Here is a 16,853-nt window from a genome sequence, read left to right as displayed (position 1 = left end):
CAAAAATGAGAAAAGCTCACAATGTTAGTATCGAAAACTAACATTGTGAGCTTTTCTGAGGTTTGGTTAGCAAAAATTTAAGAAATTAAAGGCGATTTCTAAAGGATAAACGTGTTTCGACAATCATTTTCAAAGGATAATTTTAAATAACAAAGCACGAAACGCTTGTTATATAAGGGTTTTGTGGGAAATAGGGTTGTCAAATGGAAAATAATGGTGTTTTGGAAAGCTTTTTGTTTGTTATTATAGAGGTATAAAAAAGGTTCTTTGAGCATGAGGAAATAAAAGCTCAAAGCTGTTGTTGATTTAAAAGGAGGTTTTTAAATGAAAAAAAAGCGTTATTTAATGATTGCGTGCCTACTATTTTCCCCTAGTTTTTTTATAAATGTTGAAGCGTCTGAACGTGGTTCTAGTTCGGTGGGGATTGAATTTTACAAAAAGGTATCCCCGAAAGAAGAGCCCTCACCGAAAACAGACGCGCCAAGTCCTAAGGGGCAAGTATCGGGACAGACGAGAACTAATCAAGCAGGTGTGGCAGGCGGTCAAGGCACCCCTACCACTGGTGACAAACAACTACCGCGTACAGGAAGTAAGAGTCAGGCAAATCTTAACATTCTCGGCTTGGTCTTAATTGGCCTTGTCGGAATGGTACATAGAAAGAAGGGACGACATGAAGCAAACTAAGTGGCAACGTCTTGCAGCTATTGGCTTATGTGGTTCTTTGCTAGTGAATGCCTTTTCGGGCGTGACAGCAGTTGCGGAAACCGTCACGATTGAAAGTAGTCCGACCGCTGAAAGTAGCGTCAAGGAAGAAACGCAAGCAAGTAGTGAAACGCAAGAAACAACGACTGAAACAAGTCGAGAAGAAGTAACACAGGAAACAGAGAAACAAGCAGAAGTGGCGGTAGAAAAGAAGGAAGCACCGCCAGTGAAAGCGGAGCAAAAAGAAGCAGAAGCTCAGCAGGAGGTGCAACTCACACCGCAACTCCCAGTACAAATCCAGAATCGAGCGATTGGGGTTAAGGCAGGAAATTTAGCAAGTGCGCAGCAACAAATCAAGACATTGATTGCAAACAAAAATTTTACACATGCAAATATTATTAGATTTCCAGAAGTTATTTTTGGTCTAGCTATTGATGCAGAAAATAATACTCAGATTCAAATGGCTGACTTTAACTTGACAGCTAACATGGTAACCATGGATAAAACAAGTGTTAATAGTATTATCACAACGAATGTTGAAAAACAAGCTGTTCCGATAGTTAAAATAATGTCGGGATTTGATATCACCATTCCTTCTATAAGTTTTAATTTAAATGCTGTTTCTCGTCGTCGCTACTTAGATGATATTATTTTGCAAACTCCTAAATATGTTGAAGATATTACGATTGATGCACCTATAGTTTATTTATGGAGTTCAGGATTGTTTAATTTAAGTGATTTTGCAGAACTTCCCCCAGCTACCATCTCGAAGATTGATGAATCTAAGTTTGAAATATCTTCTTATGAAACATTAACTGAACCTGTTGAAGGTATTTCTAGAGTGAATAAAATCCAACACTATTTTTCTTATTTAGCTAATCCAGCAAGTTCAACTTCAGTACATTTAGCAACTTTTTTACCAAAAAACGATTATAAGTTATCACTTATTTATAAAAAAGTCACCGAAAACTTCGTTGATGCCACAGGTGCCAAAATCACACCGCCAACTGGTTTCACGCAAGGGCAACAAACAAGTATTACGAGCAATGACTTCACATACACCAGTGCCAAAGCCTTGCCAGATACGTACAAGGCAGGCGGCAAGACCTACAAATTCAAAGGCTGGTACAAAGGTACCGACCAAACAGCCCTGAAAACAACGAAAACACCAAGTTATGCCGTGACTTACGATGACCAAGACGACATGACAGCGGTCTACGAGGATTTAGGTGAGACGACAACTTTACCAGCACAAACGTTTAAATTTAGTTTTGTTGATGAGCAAGGAAATTTAGTCAATCCAAGTGGAATTTCTTTAAAAGGGAATCTCCAAGAATATGTTTCAGATGAAACACCAAAAATTATCGGGGAAATTATTGGTAAAGATAATGGGATGGTAAAAGAATACACGATTCCTGAGAAAGTATTCTATGGCGTGACTGATACGCGTTTCAGTTTTTATGGAGCGAAAAGATCAATATTTACGCTTCCAAAATACTATAAATCGTTGACGAAAAACCCAGGAACGTATTATTCTAAAACAGCCAAAGTTTATCCAGCGGCTAGTATTCGCAGAAAGAATTTTATTACCGGTGTTTTAGAGACTGAGATACCTAATGATTTGACCTATCGAGATTTATTCACTATGGCAGATCCTACCCAGTTCTCATTGGCGGAAGCACGATATAATGTTAGTCCAACGAATACAACATTTACCGCTTTAGGGATGGCATTTATGAGACCAGCGGAGGGGATTGTAGTGATTTCTAAAGATGATAGTCCCATCTATTATTATCTAGAAAACCGCCGTGTCACCGAAAACTTCGTCGATGCCAGCGGTGCCAAAATTACACCACCAACAGGCTTTACCCAAGGCAACAAAGTAGTGATTGATAGTGAGAACTTCACCTACACCAGTGCCAAAGCCTTGCCAGATACCTACACAGTAGGGGACAAAAACTACAAGTTCAAAGGTTGGTACAAAGGCACTGATCAAACCAAAATGAAAACGACGAAAACACCAAGTTATGCCGTCACTTACGATGACAAAGATGATATGACGGCGGTTTATGAAGAAGTCCAAGAAATCACTGTTCACCCAGGATTCTACGCAGAGTTTGTCGATGAACAAGGTCAAGCGTTCACGAATCCACTTACGCTTTCTGGAAACTATACAGAATTTTTCAGAAAAACCGCCACTAGTCCCTTTGAAGCAACAGGTTCGCTTTACCCAATGGTGGGAAGTAAAGAGGCGACCGTTGCTAATCGCTATAAAGTAGAAACAAAGCAAAACGTCTTGATTCCTAATGATTATGAACTTTTTTCTGATCTACCAACAGGTGTTTTAAATAAAGGTTTTGCGTTGAACAACTTTGATATTACGAATGAATTGAAGTATGTTGACAAAGTGGAAGCAACAACGAAAACCATTACGTTGTACGACTACGAGACCATTAGTGACATTGGCACCAACCTTCTATCGGATTCAGCAACGACTAGTTTTACTAGTTTTGAAACAGTGTTTAACAGAGAGACGAACAATACTTTTTCTGTTAAGGCAAGGTGGGGCCAATCAGGACTAACAAGAGATATCCTTCCTAGTTTGTTATTTCTAACTAGTGCAAATTCCCAACCAAGATTATTTGGTTTCGATGGAACTAGCGACTACAAGCAAACGATAAACTATAAAGTCACACGAAAACAAGTCACCGAAAACTTTGTTGATGCCACTGGTGCTAAAATTACGCCACCGACAGGTTTCACGCAAGGGAAACAAACACCAATGACAAGTAACAGCTTCACCTACACCAGTGCCAAAGCCTTGCCAGCCACCTACACAGTAGGGGACAAAAACTACAAGTTCAAAGGTTGGTACAAAGGTACTGATAAAACTGCGTTGAAAACGACGAAAACGCCAAGTTATGCCGTAACTTACGATGATAAAGATGACATGACGGCAGTCTATGAGGAAGTCCAAGCAACGGCAGAAATGACCGTTAGTCGGTTACTAGAAGTTGTCTCCAATGAAGCTTCTATGATTTGGACAGTTAGGCTAAAAAACACTAGTGAAGATCCATTGACCAACGTTAAACTAGCACCAACGGCCAAATGGGCGGCAGGTATTTCGGCGCCGACCCAATTAGCTGTTCGCCTTGGTAATACGCCAAATAAAATTATTCCAGTGACGGCAGAACAATGGCGCACAGGAGTTAACTTGGGTGTGGAAATTCCGGTGAATGGTGAAGCTTTAGTGACAGTGAACACAGCGAAAATCACTGGGGAACCAAGGCAACTATTAACCGCAGAAATGACAGCTAGTGGGAACTTTTCTGCAGTAACAGCTAGTAACTTTGTGCGTATTCAAGGCGAAGATCAAACGATTGAGCCAACACCAGCAGAAGAAGGCTTCATTAGTATGCCGACGTTTGACTTTGGAAAAATTATGATTAGCGGTAGTACTAAGCAGTACAGCCTGAAAAAAGCAGCTGATTATTATGGGAATGGCACACGTAATCCGTATTTACGGATAAAGAAAAGCCAACCCAATTGGCAGTTGACAGCACAATTATCACAGCTAAAAGCGTCTGCCGATAGTTTGCCAACTAGTACGCGCTTATTATTAGGCAATGCAGACGTTGCAGCAATCGAAAACTATAATCTAGTCACAGAATTAACGAATAAAGTTGGAATTACGGAGCCGTTAGCTTTGACGAGTGACGGCACATCTACACCAGTAATTCTTAATAACCAATTTACAGGTAATGATGTCTATCAATTAGATTTTGATTTTGCCAATGTGAAATTAGAAGTCCCTGCCAATCAAGGGAAAATAAATGAGAAATATCAAGGAACGGTGACGTGGAACTTAGTCACTGGACCTTAAAAAAATAGTAAATCGCCCTCAAAAAGTCTAACTTTTTGGGGGCGGTTTACTATTTTATGGAAAGCCAATTTTATCTAATGGATAATAACGAAAAGTCAAAACACCTTCCACGCTCGCTTGTTTAACAAAGCCAAAGTAACGACTGTCATCTGAGCGCGGGCGATTATCGCCTAAGACAAAATACATACCTTCTGGAACGGTCAGGGATTGGGTGGCTTCTAAGGTCTCTAAGGTAAAATCTTGGGTATAATTTTCATTTTTAGAGACATTTCGTTTAGCACTTGCTAAGTAATCTTCACTGAGTGATACACCATTAATATAGAGGGTATCATCGCGATACTCGACTGTTTCGCCAGGTAAACCAATTAAACGTTTGGCTACTCGTTGGCCGTTGCGCGGGCTAGGAAAAGCGATAATATCAAAGCGTTGTGGCTTTTTAATCGAGGTCACCCATAAACGGTCGTTGTTATGAAGTGTTGGTTCCATTGAAGAGCCATTCACCGCAGCAGGGGAGAACACATAGTGTCGAATCAGCAAGACAGCGCCGACTAGCAAAACCAACTGAACCAATCGTTTTAATAATGAGGACATGGACTTCACTCCTTTGTCCTTTTAGTGTACTACAGACAAGGAAAAGAAAAAAGTTTTCCCCTTAAGAAAGGTGTGCTAAAAAACGTTTCATAAAGCGTTGGCGAATTAAAATACCAACATAAGCAGCTGCGACAGCCTTGATGATACCAGGAATAATAAACGGAGCAAACCCGCCCGCGAAAGCATTTGGCCACGGTAGATTTGCGGAATATTTCAACCAAATCATACCGAAAACTAAGGTAACTAAGGCGCCGGCAATATTTGCGATAATGGCCCAAGTATAGTTAAAGGTTGTTTTTTCTAAAATATAACCAGTTAATAAGCCGTTAAAGATAAAGCCGATTAAATAGCCGCCAGTTGGTCCAAAGAGTACACCGAACCCGCTAGACATCCCAGCGTAAACGGGTAAACCAATTAATCCTAATAAGAAGTAAATTAAAATAGCGTAGGTCCCTGTTCGTTTGCCCAAAACGGTAGCGGTTAAGCCGATGGCGAACGTTTGTCCAGTCAAGGGGACAATCCCCAATGGAATTGTAAATTGTGAAAGTACAGCAATAATCACAGCGAATTCTGCTGCTAAAATTAAAGAGCGTAACGATGCTTTATTCATAAGAAGCCTCACTTTCTATTGTTAACCAATTATTTTTGTTTGGTTAACAATAGTTTAGCGGAAGTAAACAATTTTGTAAAGAGGGCAAAGAAAAAAACCTTGCCAAGAAAGGCAAGGTTTTGAAAGAAGGTAAGAACCGAAGTTCGACCTTTTGAAATCTTAAAGTTTTTGGTTGTAGTATTCAACGACAAGTGCTTCGTCGATTTCTGGGTAAAGTTCATCACGTTCTGGTAAACGAGTGAAGCTACCTTCTAATTTTTCAGTGTCAAAGCTTACGAATGCTGGACGTCCAACAGTTGCTTCAACCGCTTCTTTAATTGTTGAGATGTTTTGAGATTTTTCACGAACACCGATCACTTGACCAACTTCAACGTGGTATGATGGAATATCAACACGTTTGCCGTCTACAGTGATGTGGCCATGGTTAACTAATTGACGTGCTTGACGACGAGTAGTTGCAAGACCTAAACGGTAAACAACGTTATCTAAGCGTTGTTCTAGTAAAACCATGAAGTTAACACCGTGTTTACCTTCTTTGATTTTGCTTGCTTTAATGAACAACGTACGGAATTGACGTTCGTTCATGCCATACATATGACGTAATTTTTGTTTTTCAGTTAATTGCATTCCGTATTCAGAAACTTTACCACGGCTGTTAGGTCCGTGTTGTCCTGGTTTGTAAGGGCGACGAGCTAGTTCTTTACCAGTACCTGATAAAGAGATACCTAGACGACGAGATACTTTCCATGATGGTCCAGTATAACGAGACATTAAAAATTCCTCCAATAAATAAATGTTTTTTTGGAGTAAAATAATTAGATGAAAAATTCATATTCGTTCAGTTCATTCTTCAACCTTCGCCTTTGCAGCCGCGGTTACGCAGTTGAACCAAGTTTGGCAATGAACTGTTGACGAGTTATTATTCTTCTGCTGCAATTATTTTACACAAAATCTAGTATACTTAATAGGATAGGAAACGTCAAGGTTTTAAAGTGAAATATGAAAAAAAGGTAGACAAAAACACTTTTCCTCATTAGAATAAGGGGAGATGTTTTGAAAATATAAGTTGAAAACGGAATGAAAGGGAGTTTACAATGAAGTCTGGTTCACCATTGTTTGAACAAATTGATAAATCCATCGACAAGAAAGTGAATTTATTCTCAAACAGCTTTTCCCGCTACGCTGTTCGTGCAATGCTTGCTTGTCTATTTTTAACGTTGGGAACAGCCGTTGCTTTTGCAATCGCAATTAAAGGAGAAGGAATTTCTCATGGTTTAGGGAAAATGCTTTACGCCTTCATGTTCAGTTGGTCACTTGTGATGATTTTATATATGAATGCCGAACTTGGTACCTCGAATATGTTGTACATGACTGTTGGCGTCTATCGTAAAAAAGTCAACTTTTCCTTAGCTGCAAAAATTTTATTTACCTGTATCTTATTCAATTTAATTGGTGGTGTCTTATTTGGTTTCTTGGTATCACTTACGGTGCCGTTCCAAGATTTACCAAAAGATAGTTTCTTCTTTACGTCGATTGCTGGAAAATTAGAAAAAACCACCCTGCAAATTTTAGTTGAAGCTATGTTCGCCAATATTGTGGTTAATACAGCCGTATTAGTGAGTATGCGAATGAAAGATGACGCCGGCAAAGTCGCGGCCATTATTTTCATTATCTTTATCTTTGCTTTCCTTGGTTTTGAACACGTGATTGCCAACTTCCCAGCCTTCAGTTTAGCTTACTTTGCTTCAAACGGCGCAATTGAAGCTTTCACAGCTGGTAATGTTATTCATAATCTTTTCTGGGCCTTTATCGGTAACTTTATCGGTGGTGGCTTAATTATGGGTCTCGGCTATGCTTGGTTAGATAAAGACAACAAAAACTTAACGTATTTTGATTAATTGACCAACCAACTATACTAAAACATGGTACACTGTTTTAGTATAGTTTTTTTATTATGAGGAGCGAAGGAATGGACACACTTCAATTTCAGAAGAACCCAGAAACAGCAGCAAAAATGTCTGCTTATATGAAACACCAATTTGTTTTTGCAGGCATCCCCGCCCCAGAACGTCAAGTGTTAAGTAAACAACTTTTAAAAGAAAGTCATACGTGGCCAAAGGAAAAATTATGCCAAGAGATTGAGGCTTACTATCAAAAAACAGAACGAGAATATCAGTATGTCGCTATTGATTTAGCCCTTCAAAATGTTCGGAGATTTTCATTAGAAGAGGTCGTAGCGTTTAAAGCCTATGTTCCACAAAAAGCGTGGTGGGATAGTGTGGATGCTTGGCGAAAATTTTTTGGGTCGTGGGTGGCGTTGCATCTGACTGAATTGCCAACGATTTTTGCCCTTTTTTATGGCGCTGAAAATTTCTGGAATCGGCGTGTTGCGCTGAATTTACAGTTGATGTTGAAAGAAAAGACCAATCAGGACCTGTTGAAAAAGGCGATTATTTATGATAGAACTACAGAGGAGTTCTTCATTCAAAAAGCGATTGGCTGGTCCTTACGCCAATATAGTAAAACGAATCCGCAATGGGTCGAGGAATTGATGAATGAATTAGTGTTGAGTCCTTTAGCACAACGAGAAGGCAGTAAATATTTAGCGAAAGCGAGCGAATAAGGAGAAATGATGGAAAGAAAACTTTTTGCATTTGATATTGATGGGACGTTGTTAAATTCGGAGAAGAAAGCATTGGATAGCACGAGAGAAGCGCTAGCAAAATTGCGGGAGCAAGGACACTTAGTTACGCTGGCAACTGGCAGAAGTCGTTATATGGCGCAAGAGGTGATTTGGGATTTAGATTTTACCAATTACGTATTATGTAATGGCGCCGCGGCTTTTGTGGATCATGAGCAATATTATCAAAATTTATTGCATGCTGAAGCGTTGGAACGTTTGGCACAAGACAGTGATCAACGCGGCTTAGGATTTGCTTGTGTGGGCTTAGATGATATTAAGAAGAGCAACCAGCACCGTGCTGAAAAAATGGAAATTGCGATGAACTCTTTTCATTTTCATTCACCTGCTTATGATGAACACTTTTATCGTCAAAATGATATTTACCAAGCGCTAGCTTTTTATGACGCAGAAGATCAGTGTACGTTTGAAGAAGAATACCCAGAATTTCGCTTTATTCGCTGGCATCAACATAGCGTAGATGTTGTGCCTAAAGATGGCTCAAAATCAGCTACGTTAACGTATTTAGCTAAACGTGTGGGCATTGATGCAAAAAATATCATTGCCTTTGGGGACGGCGAAAATGATCGAGAAATGCTAAGCCATGCAGGAATTGGCGTTGCAATGGGCAATGCGAGTCCTTCCATTCAAAAAGTGGCTACGATGGTCACAGATACAAATGATAATGATGGCATTTGGAAAGCCTTAAAAGAAATGAAGGCCATTTGAGGTCGGGACAGAAGTGTTTAACTCCGAGAAATAAGAAGGAATTTCCGAAAATTGTTCTTTAATTTTTGGAGAATTTCGGCTTATTTCCGAAGGAGTTGCTTCTGTTCCCGCCGTTTATTAGTTTTTGAGCGTGGAGCAAAAATCCAAAGTGATTTTTGTCCCACGCTCCTTTATTCGATGACTAAAACGCCCTCTTTTAAAGCAAATGGATTTTCTTTGTTAATATGATCGTAGAACATGATGCCATTAATATGATCAATTTCATGTTGAACCACAATCGCTTCGTAGTTTTTTAAACGAACTTTGTGTTTTTCGCCAGCCATGTCAAAATAACTGACGGTAATTTTGTTATGGCGAACGACATACCCAGGCACATCTCGATCGACAGATAAACAGCCTTCCCCTTCACCTAAACATACATCTTGCACAGAATGGCTCAAAATTTTAGGGTTGTACATTACCGTACTTAATGAAGGCGTTTCGTTTTCTGGGTCGTTACTAGGAACATGGACAGCAATAATTCGTTTAGAAATATCTAATTGTGGTGCAGCTAAACCAACGCCACCACGTAATTGTAATTCTTCGGCTTTGACTGGATCTTGACTATTTTTTAAGAAAGTCAACATGTCTTCGCCTAATTGTCGGTCTTCCTCAGTGATAGGGACAGGCACTTCTTCTGCCACAGCACGAAGTGTGGGATTCCCTTCACGAATAATATCTTTCATTGTAATCATTCAATGGTTCCTCCTTTGAAACATAAAAAAATTCTTCTTTTATTTATTCATGCGCTGAAATAATCAGTTGTTTACCACCATTTAGTGTATCACAAAATCACCAAAAAAGGGGCTAGATTGTTTAAAAAAACTATCGAATAATAGAGATTAAGCTTGCATTTTAGCGGTGTTTCCTGTAAAGTAAGCTTGTGTGGAAACACACCATCTATCACTTGGTTTAGCGAGTCACCAACGCTTCACTCAGTGATCAGACGAATAATAGAGAAAGAGGTGGAACAAATGGCAATTTCACAAGAAAGAAAAAACGAAATCATTAAAGAATACGCACGTCATGAAGGAGATACTGGTTCTCCAGAAGTACAAATTGCTGTCTTAACTGAAGACATTAACCAATTGAACGAACATGCGCGTACACACAAAAAAGATCACCATTCTTACCGTGGTTTAATGAAAAAAATCGGTCACCGTCGTAACTTGTTAGCTTACTTACGTAAAACTGACATCCAACGTTACCGCGAATTGATCCAACGTTTAGGATTACGTCGTTAATCATTACGTATAAAGCGAGGTTCAATCAGAATCTCGCTTTTTATCTTATTGTCACTATTGAAGGTCCTCTTTGGAAAGTTTTTAGGAACTACTAACCAAATGAAAGAGCAGCAACGACTTGTTACTTTTTCATTTGTTTAGTAGCCGTCTGACTTTTCCAAAGAGCAAGAGTAAAGGAGAAGAATTATGACAGAAAAACAAGTCTTTAAAACAACTTGGGGCGGCCGCCCACTAGAAGTAGAAATCGGCCAATTAGCCAAACAAGCCAATGGAGCTGTCTTAGTACGTTACGGCGATACGGTCGTTTTAAGTGCTGCTGTTGCCTCTAAAGAAGCAAAAGATGTAGACTTTTTCCCATTAACTGTAAACTATGAAGAAAAAATGTATGCGGTAGGAAAAATTCCTGGCGGCTTCATTAAACGTGAAGGTCGTCCAAGTGAACGTGCGACATTAACCGCTCGTTTAATCGACCGTCCTATTCGTCCAATGTTCTCAGAAGGCTTCCGTAACGAAGTCCAAATTACGAACATCGTTATGAGTGTGGAGCAAGACTGTACACCAGAAATGGCTGCAATGTTTGGGTCTTCCTTAGCGTTAGCAATTTCAGATATTCCGTTTGACGGACCAATTGCTGGCGTTGACGTTGGTCGTATTAATGGCGAATATGTCTTAAACCCAACGGTAGAACAAGCAGAACAAACAGATATTGAATTAACTGTTGCTGGAACAAAAGAAGCCATCAACATGGTTGAAAGTGGTGCCAAAGAAGTATCAGAAGAAGATATGTTAGGTGCCTTACTTTTCGGTTTTGATGCCATCAAAGAACTAGTGGCGTTCCAAGAAGAAATCGTTGCCGCTGTAGGTAAACCAAAAATGGACGTGGACTTATTACAAGTGGACGCTGATCTTAAAAAAGAAATTTTTGATGCGTACTACAATACAATGAAAACAGCCGTAATGACGGAAGAAAAATTAGCACGTGAAGTTGAAATTGACAAAGTAAAAGATACAGTCAAAGAAGTTTACGCTGAAAAATTTGCGGAACACGAAGAAGAAGCACAATTACTAAAAGAAGTGAAACAAATTGCGGAAGATCTTGAAAAAGATGTTGTACGTGAGTTAATCACGATCGATAAGATTCGCCCGGATGGCCGTAAATTAGACGAAATTCGTCATTTATCATCAGAAGTAAGTATTTTACCACGTGTGCATGGTTCTGGCTTATTTACTCGGGGTCAAACACAAGCTTTATCCGTTTGTACATTAGCGCCTTTAGGGGAACATCAAATTATCGATGGGTTGGGTGTCCAAGATAGCAAACGTTTCATCCATCATTATAACTTCCCACAATTCTCTGTTGGTTCAACAGGACGCGCGGGCTCACCAGGTCGTCGTGAAATCGGTCACGGTGCGTTAGGTGAACGTGCCTTAGCACAAATTATTCCATCAGAAGAAGACTTCCCTTACACAATCCGCTTAGTAGCAGAAGTGTTAGAATCAAATGGTTCTTCTTCACAAGCAAGTATTTGCGCGGGAACATTAGCATTAATGGATGCGGGTGTGCCAATTAAAGCGCCAGTTGCAGGTATTGCAATGGGTCTTGTTAGTGATGGTGAAAACTATACAATCTTAACAGATATTCAAGGTTTAGAAGACCACCTTGGCGATATGGACTTTAAAGTAGCGGGAACGAAAGACGGAATCACTGCTTTACAAATGGACATCAAAATCCAAGGAATTACAGAACAAATTTTAACGGAAGCATTAGACCAAGCGAAGAAAGCACGGATGGAAATTCTAGAAGAATTAACAACAACGATTGCTGCCCCTCGTGAAGAATTAAGTCAATATGCACCGAAAATTGAAATGATTCAAATTAAACCAGCGAAAATTAAAGATGTCATTGGTAAAGGTGGCGAAACAATCAACAGCATCATTGATGAAACTGGTGTTAAGATTGATATCGATCAAGACGGTAACGTAAGTATTGCTTCATCAGATGCTGAAATGATTAAAAAAGCCATCAAGATTATTGAAGAATTAACCAAAGAAGTTGAAGTCGGTCAAGTTTACTTAGCAAAAGTTGTCCGCATTGAAAAATTTGGTGCGTTTGTTAACCTAATTAAAGGCAAAGATGGCTTGATCCATATTTCTCAATTAGCAAACGAACGTGTGAACAACGTTGAAGATGTCGTGAAATTAGGCGACGAAGTCCTTGTCAAAGTAACTGAAATTGACAAACAAGGCCGTGTCAACGTGTCAAGAAAAGCATTATTAAACGAAGAAAACAAAGAAAAATAATTTCTTTTTAAACCAACGAAAACCAAGGAAGCTTCCTTTCTTTTCGTTGGTTTTTTCGTTGAAAACAAGCCCTAAAAAAGAAATGATAAAAAAAGCTAAAGACGATCGCCAACTCTTTTGTTTATAGTCAATTAGTGGTAAAATTAATACTATCAGTCTGAAGAATATCTGGGGTGTCTTTGTGAAAAAATTTAATCCAAATAAAAATATAATCATTACCTTAATTTTAGTCATTATTTTAGTAACCATTATTAGTTTAACTGCTGCGCAACGTTCTGAAAAAGGCAAAACCAATGTCGTTCAAGGTGGTGTCAACAATAGCGTTAGTATGGTGGATCGTGTGATTTCTTTTCCAGCTCGTGTGGTGGAAAATGGCTTGTCTTCAATGGGCAATTTAATTAACACGTTTAAAGAAAACGAACGTCTAAAAGAAAAAATTGATAGCTATAATGAATTAGCTGTCCAAAACAATAACTATAAACGTGAAATTGATAGTTTAAAACAAGAATTGAATCTGAACGAAACGTTGGCCAACTATGAAAAAGTAACTGCGAATGTCATTACGCGTTCGCCGGATACTTGGCAAGACTTATTAATTATCGATAAAGGAACCAATGACGGCATTGAAGCGGGCATGGCGGTCATGGCGCAAAAAGGGTTAGTGGGGCGTGTTATTGAAGTCAATGCAACGACTGCAAAAGTGGAACTACTAACGTCTAAAAATGTTAACTCAAACCATTTCCCTGTGCGAGTAACTTCCGCAAATGGCGAATCGTTTGGTTTACTTAAAAATTACGACAATAAGACAAATGCATTAATTGTGTCACAATTAACTGGCGATGCCACTCTGAAAGAAGGCGATGTCGTTCAGACTTCTGGCTTAGGTGGTAATTCCCCAGCCGATTTAGCGGTAGGGACAGTTATTAAAGTGAAACCAGATAGTTTTGGTTTAGATCGTGAAGTGTATGTGAAACCTTATGCGGATGTCTATGGTATCTCTGTTGTGACGGTCGTGAAAAGATCGGCAGGGGAAAGCGAATGATTCGGAAAGAGTATTTAAAATACGTCACACCTATTCTCTTGTTTTTCTTAATGTTAATTGATGCTCATTTAACAAAGTCTTTTGAAACGTGGACAAGTAATGTTTACTTTGCCAGTTCTCATCTGTTATTACTTGCGTTTATGTTTGCCGTTCCTAATTTTTCTAAACGTTATCTATTAATTACTTCGTTAATTTTAGGCTTTATTTGCGATAGCTACTACATTGGCATTATCGGGATTTATACAGTTGCACTGACGATTTCGGTTATGTTGATGTATACATTTAAAGAAGTAATTCAAACAAATTTACTAACTGGTTTTTTTGGGATCGTTATTTTTACCACGTTGTATGAACTGATTGCGGTACTGATTCAAGTGGCCTTTCATTTAGCGGATGTCAGCCCAATTTTATTTATTACGCGTGTGTTGGGCCCTACATTGCTATTGAACATGGTGTGGTATGTTATTTTATCTTATCCACTGAAAAAACTGTTTTCCGTAAAATAAAAATTGGAAATTTTGTTCGTTTGCGAAAAATGCTCATTTGTTAGCATTTTTCGCTTTTTTTATTTTCTTTAAATAACAAAACAATGAGAAGCTTACCCTGGAGCCATGAAGAAAGTTGTGAAAAAAGTGAAGCTTTTTTTTGTCATTTACAAGAAGAAAATTGAAATATTACTGTAACATCCATATTATCTCAGTGACATACAGCTATGCTACAATTGCTCTATCGTTGAAAAAGAGAAATTTATTCAAATTTTAATAAATAATAAAAAAGCTTAACAAAAAAGGATTTTCGGAGGACAACAGATTGAAGAAAAGTGTATTATCGGCTCTAATGGTATGTTCCATTACCTTAACAAGCGTAGCGTTACCATCCGCAGCATTTGCAGATGAATACGATACAAAGATTCAACAACAAGATCAAAAAATTAATGCGTTAACTAGCCAAATGTCAGATGCAGAAGCAAAAGTTGCCGCTATTGAAAATGATATGGTTGAAACGGCCAAACAAATCGATACATTAACAGCTAAAAAGAACAAGCTATCATCAGAAGTATCTAAATTATATAGTGAAATTTCTGATTTGAATGTCCGTATTCAAAAACGTGAAGTACAAATGACAAAACAAGCGCGCGATGTCCAAGTGAATGGTCAAAGTGATTCAATTATTGATGCGGTCTTAGATGCAGATTCAGTAGCAGATGCAATTGGTCGTGTTCAAGCGGTCTCAACAATGATGAGCGCCAACAATGAATTACTAGAACAACAAAAAGAAGACAAAGCGACTGTTGAAAAGAAAACAAAGAATGTTGAAAAACAAATTGCTGAATTAGAAGCAGCAACAAAAGAATTAAATGACAAAACAGAATCATTAAAAACATTGAAGATTCAACAAGAAGTGGCTAAAAATGATTTAGAAGCACAACGTTCTGAAGAACAAGGGAAAAAAGACAGCTTCATTAAACAGAAAAAAGAAGCGGAAAAACGTTTAGCAGAAGAGCAAGCACGCCAACGTGCAGCTGCTAAAAAAGCAGAAGAACAAGCGGCAGCGCAAGCACAAGCCGCAGCACAAAAAGCGGCAGCTGAGCAAGCGAAAGCAACAAAAGCAGCCAATGAGGCAGCAGCATCAGCCGCTGAAGAAAAAGCCGCAACACCAGTAGTAGAATCATCAGCAACTACTGAAAGTACCACAACGCAAGAAACAACAACTTCAAGTACTGAAACAGAAAGTGTTGTAACAACACCTGTGGCAGCAGCACCTGAAAAAGAAAAAGAAGTTCCTGTAACTAACCCAACGACTCCTGAAAAAGGCAATGAAGCAAAACCAGGGAATGGTGGCGTGACTTCAGGAAAACAAGCCGCAATTAATGCAGCTTTAGCAGATGTTGGTAATTCTTATGCAACAGGTTGGAATCAGCCAGGCGAATGTTTAGTATCCGTTCGTCGCTGGTTAGCGGCAGGCGGTATTAACTTCGGTTATGGTGGTCCAAACAGTGGCTATGTTGCTTCTGGCGCAACACAAGTTAGCTGGAGTAACGTACAACCAGGCGATGTTGTTCAATATGAAAGTGCCTATAGTCCAGATAGCTGGATTGGTGGCGTGCATACTGTCTTAGTTACAGGTGTAAGTGGTGGAAGTGTCCAAATCGTTGAAGCGAACAACCCAGGAGGTTCTGGTTATGTTTCTTCTAACTCTAACTGGTCACCAGCACCACCAGCAGGATTCCGCGCTGTTGTATGGCGTTTTCCAGGCTAAATAGTCACCTATTAATAATTGATAACAAGGAGTGGTAACTAACAAAAATCGTTAGTTGCCGCTTTTTTTATTCATTTAATTTTAAATATATGCATAAAATGTATCTGAAAATATTGTAATCTGGCCATTTTTTTGCAATTATAGAGGTATATACATATTAGGAGCGGAGGAATCAGCATGAGCGGAACGCACGATACAAAACAAGCAATCGCTTCAGCTTTAATAGAATTATGTGAACAAAAGGATTTTCGTAAAATAAGTGTCCAAGATATTACTAAAAAAGTGGGCTTGAATCGCCAAACATTTTATTATCACTTTACAGATAAATATGATTTATTACGTTGGATTTATCGTCACGATGCATTGATTTACTTGGAAACAGATATTTGTTTGGAAAACTGGGAGGAACAAGCCCTGAAGTTATTAAAAGCGATTAAAGAGAAGAGTCATTTTTACTATACAACAGTGACCTCAGATTCAGAAGTTCTTCTTAATGTTTTTTCCGCTTCGACCAATCGCTTATTTATTTCATTATTTGAACAAGTCGATGTTGAGAACCATTTAACAGATAAAGACAAACAATTTTATGCGAATTTCTTTTCTTATGGATGTAGCGGCGTCTTAACGAAATGGATTCTTGAGGAATATCCTCAGACTCCTTTGGAAATGGCGACGCAATTATTCCGTTTAGCGAAAGATACAGAATTTATGGCTTATCATTTGTATGAACAAGAAGCCAATGAGTAATGTGTGAAGGATAAAAAGTTTTATGA

Annotated in this window: 15 protein-coding genes; 11 read left to right on the top strand and 4 right to left on the bottom strand. The window is 38.8% G+C overall.

Features of this window, described 5'->3' with window-relative positions; all coding sequences use genetic code 11:
* Positions 1 to 324 precede the first annotated feature (324 nt).
* Positions 325 to 684 (top strand): LPXTG cell wall anchor domain-containing protein, encoded by a 360-nt coding sequence (locus IGK86_RS13060; RefSeq protein WP_104877041.1) that lies wholly within the window; start codon positions 325 to 327, stop codon positions 682 to 684.
* Positions 671 to 4,585 (top strand): WxL domain-containing protein, encoded by a 3,915-nt coding sequence (locus tag IGK86_RS13055; RefSeq protein ID WP_438742556.1) that lies wholly within the window; start codon positions 671 to 673, stop codon positions 4,583 to 4,585. Before IGK86_RS13060 ends, IGK86_RS13055 begins: the two co-directional genes overlap by 14 nt.
* A 54-nt stretch (positions 4,586 to 4,639) precedes the next feature.
* On the opposite strand, the gene lepB is transcribed toward IGK86_RS13055, so the two are convergent.
* The 3 genes from lepB to rpsD form a co-directional block, all read right to left on the bottom strand.
* Positions 4,640 to 5,176: a signal peptidase I gene (gene lepB, locus IGK86_RS13050; RefSeq protein ID WP_010707024.1), complete on the bottom strand. Its 537-nt coding sequence runs from the start codon at positions 5,174 to 5,176 to the stop codon at positions 4,640 to 4,642.
* 61 nt (positions 5,177 to 5,237) lie between these two features.
* A complete protein-coding gene (locus IGK86_RS13045) occupies positions 5,238 to 5,786 on the bottom strand; it encodes a biotin transporter BioY (protein ID WP_002354975.1) in 549 nt (182 codons plus the stop codon).
* A 159-nt stretch (positions 5,787 to 5,945) separates the two neighbouring features.
* On the bottom strand, positions 5,946 to 6,557 hold the full coding sequence (gene rpsD, locus IGK86_RS13040; RefSeq protein WP_002365342.1) for a 30S ribosomal protein S4: 612 nt from the start codon (positions 6,555 to 6,557) through the stop codon (positions 5,946 to 5,948).
* Positions 6,558 to 6,880: 323 nt separating this feature from the next.
* Here rpsD and IGK86_RS13035 point away from each other — a divergent pair, with 323 nt between their 5' ends.
* From IGK86_RS13035 to IGK86_RS13025, 3 genes are all read left to right on the top strand, one after another.
* Positions 6,881 to 7,684 (top strand): formate/nitrite transporter family protein, encoded by an 804-nt coding sequence (locus IGK86_RS13035; protein WP_002375588.1) that lies wholly within the window; start codon positions 6,881 to 6,883, stop codon positions 7,682 to 7,684.
* A gap of 71 nt (positions 7,685 to 7,755) precedes the next feature.
* Positions 7,756 to 8,409, top strand: coding sequence for a DNA alkylation repair protein (locus IGK86_RS13030; protein ID WP_025193925.1), 654 nt, complete (start codon positions 7,756 to 7,758; stop codon positions 8,407 to 8,409).
* A 9-nt stretch (positions 8,410 to 8,418) separates the two neighbouring features.
* The gene (locus tag IGK86_RS13025; protein ID WP_002361040.1) at positions 8,419 to 9,195 is read left to right on the top strand and encodes an HAD family hydrolase; all 777 of its coding nucleotides are present in this window, start codon (positions 8,419 to 8,421) and stop codon (positions 9,193 to 9,195) included.
* 170 nt (positions 9,196 to 9,365) lie between these two features.
* Here the strand turns inward: IGK86_RS13025 and def are convergent, their stop codons facing one another.
* The gene (gene def, locus IGK86_RS13020; protein ID WP_002354981.1) at positions 9,366 to 9,929 is read right to left on the bottom strand and encodes a peptide deformylase; all 564 of its coding nucleotides are present in this window, start codon (positions 9,927 to 9,929) and stop codon (positions 9,366 to 9,368) included.
* Between the two features lie 279 nt (positions 9,930 to 10,208).
* Between def and rpsO the strand changes: the two genes are divergently transcribed.
* The 6 genes from rpsO to IGK86_RS12990 all read left to right on the top strand — a co-directional run bounded on the left by rpsO (position 10,209) and on the right by IGK86_RS12990 (position 16,827).
* The gene (rpsO, locus tag IGK86_RS13015) at positions 10,209 to 10,478 is read left to right on the top strand and encodes a 30S ribosomal protein S15 (protein ID WP_002354983.1); all 270 of its coding nucleotides are present in this window, start codon (positions 10,209 to 10,211) and stop codon (positions 10,476 to 10,478) included.
* Positions 10,479 to 10,664: 186 nt separating this feature from the next.
* Entirely contained in the window at positions 10,665 to 12,779 is a 2,115-nt protein-coding gene (gene pnp, locus IGK86_RS13010; protein ID WP_002354984.1) for a polyribonucleotide nucleotidyltransferase, read from the top strand.
* Positions 12,780 to 12,960: 181 nt separating this feature from the next.
* Positions 12,961 to 13,821, top strand: a complete 861-nt coding sequence (mreC, locus tag IGK86_RS13005; RefSeq protein ID WP_002383273.1) for a rod shape-determining protein MreC — start codon at positions 12,961 to 12,963, stop codon at positions 13,819 to 13,821.
* Positions 13,818 to 14,327: a rod shape-determining protein MreD gene (mreD, locus tag IGK86_RS13000; RefSeq protein ID WP_002359075.1), complete on the top strand. Its 510-nt coding sequence runs from the start codon at positions 13,818 to 13,820 to the stop codon at positions 14,325 to 14,327. Before mreC ends, mreD begins: the two co-directional genes overlap by 4 nt.
* A 331-nt stretch (positions 14,328 to 14,658) precedes the next feature.
* Positions 14,659 to 16,080, top strand: coding sequence for a CHAP domain-containing protein (locus IGK86_RS12995; protein ID WP_016617014.1), 1,422 nt, complete (start codon positions 14,659 to 14,661; stop codon positions 16,078 to 16,080).
* A gap of 177 nt (positions 16,081 to 16,257) precedes the next feature.
* Complete coding sequence (locus IGK86_RS12990; protein ID WP_002354991.1) at positions 16,258 to 16,827, top strand: TetR/AcrR family transcriptional regulator; 570 nt, start codon at positions 16,258 to 16,260, stop codon at positions 16,825 to 16,827.
* Positions 16,828 to 16,853 lie beyond the last annotated feature (26 nt).

This window comes from Enterococcus sp. DIV1206 (genome assembly GCF_051712485.1).
Taxonomy (GTDB): Bacteria; Bacillota; Bacilli; order Lactobacillales; family Enterococcaceae; genus Enterococcus; species Enterococcus faecalis.
The sequence above is the reverse complement of the archived record's forward strand: the minus strand, read 5'-3'. Positions and strand labels throughout refer to the sequence as shown.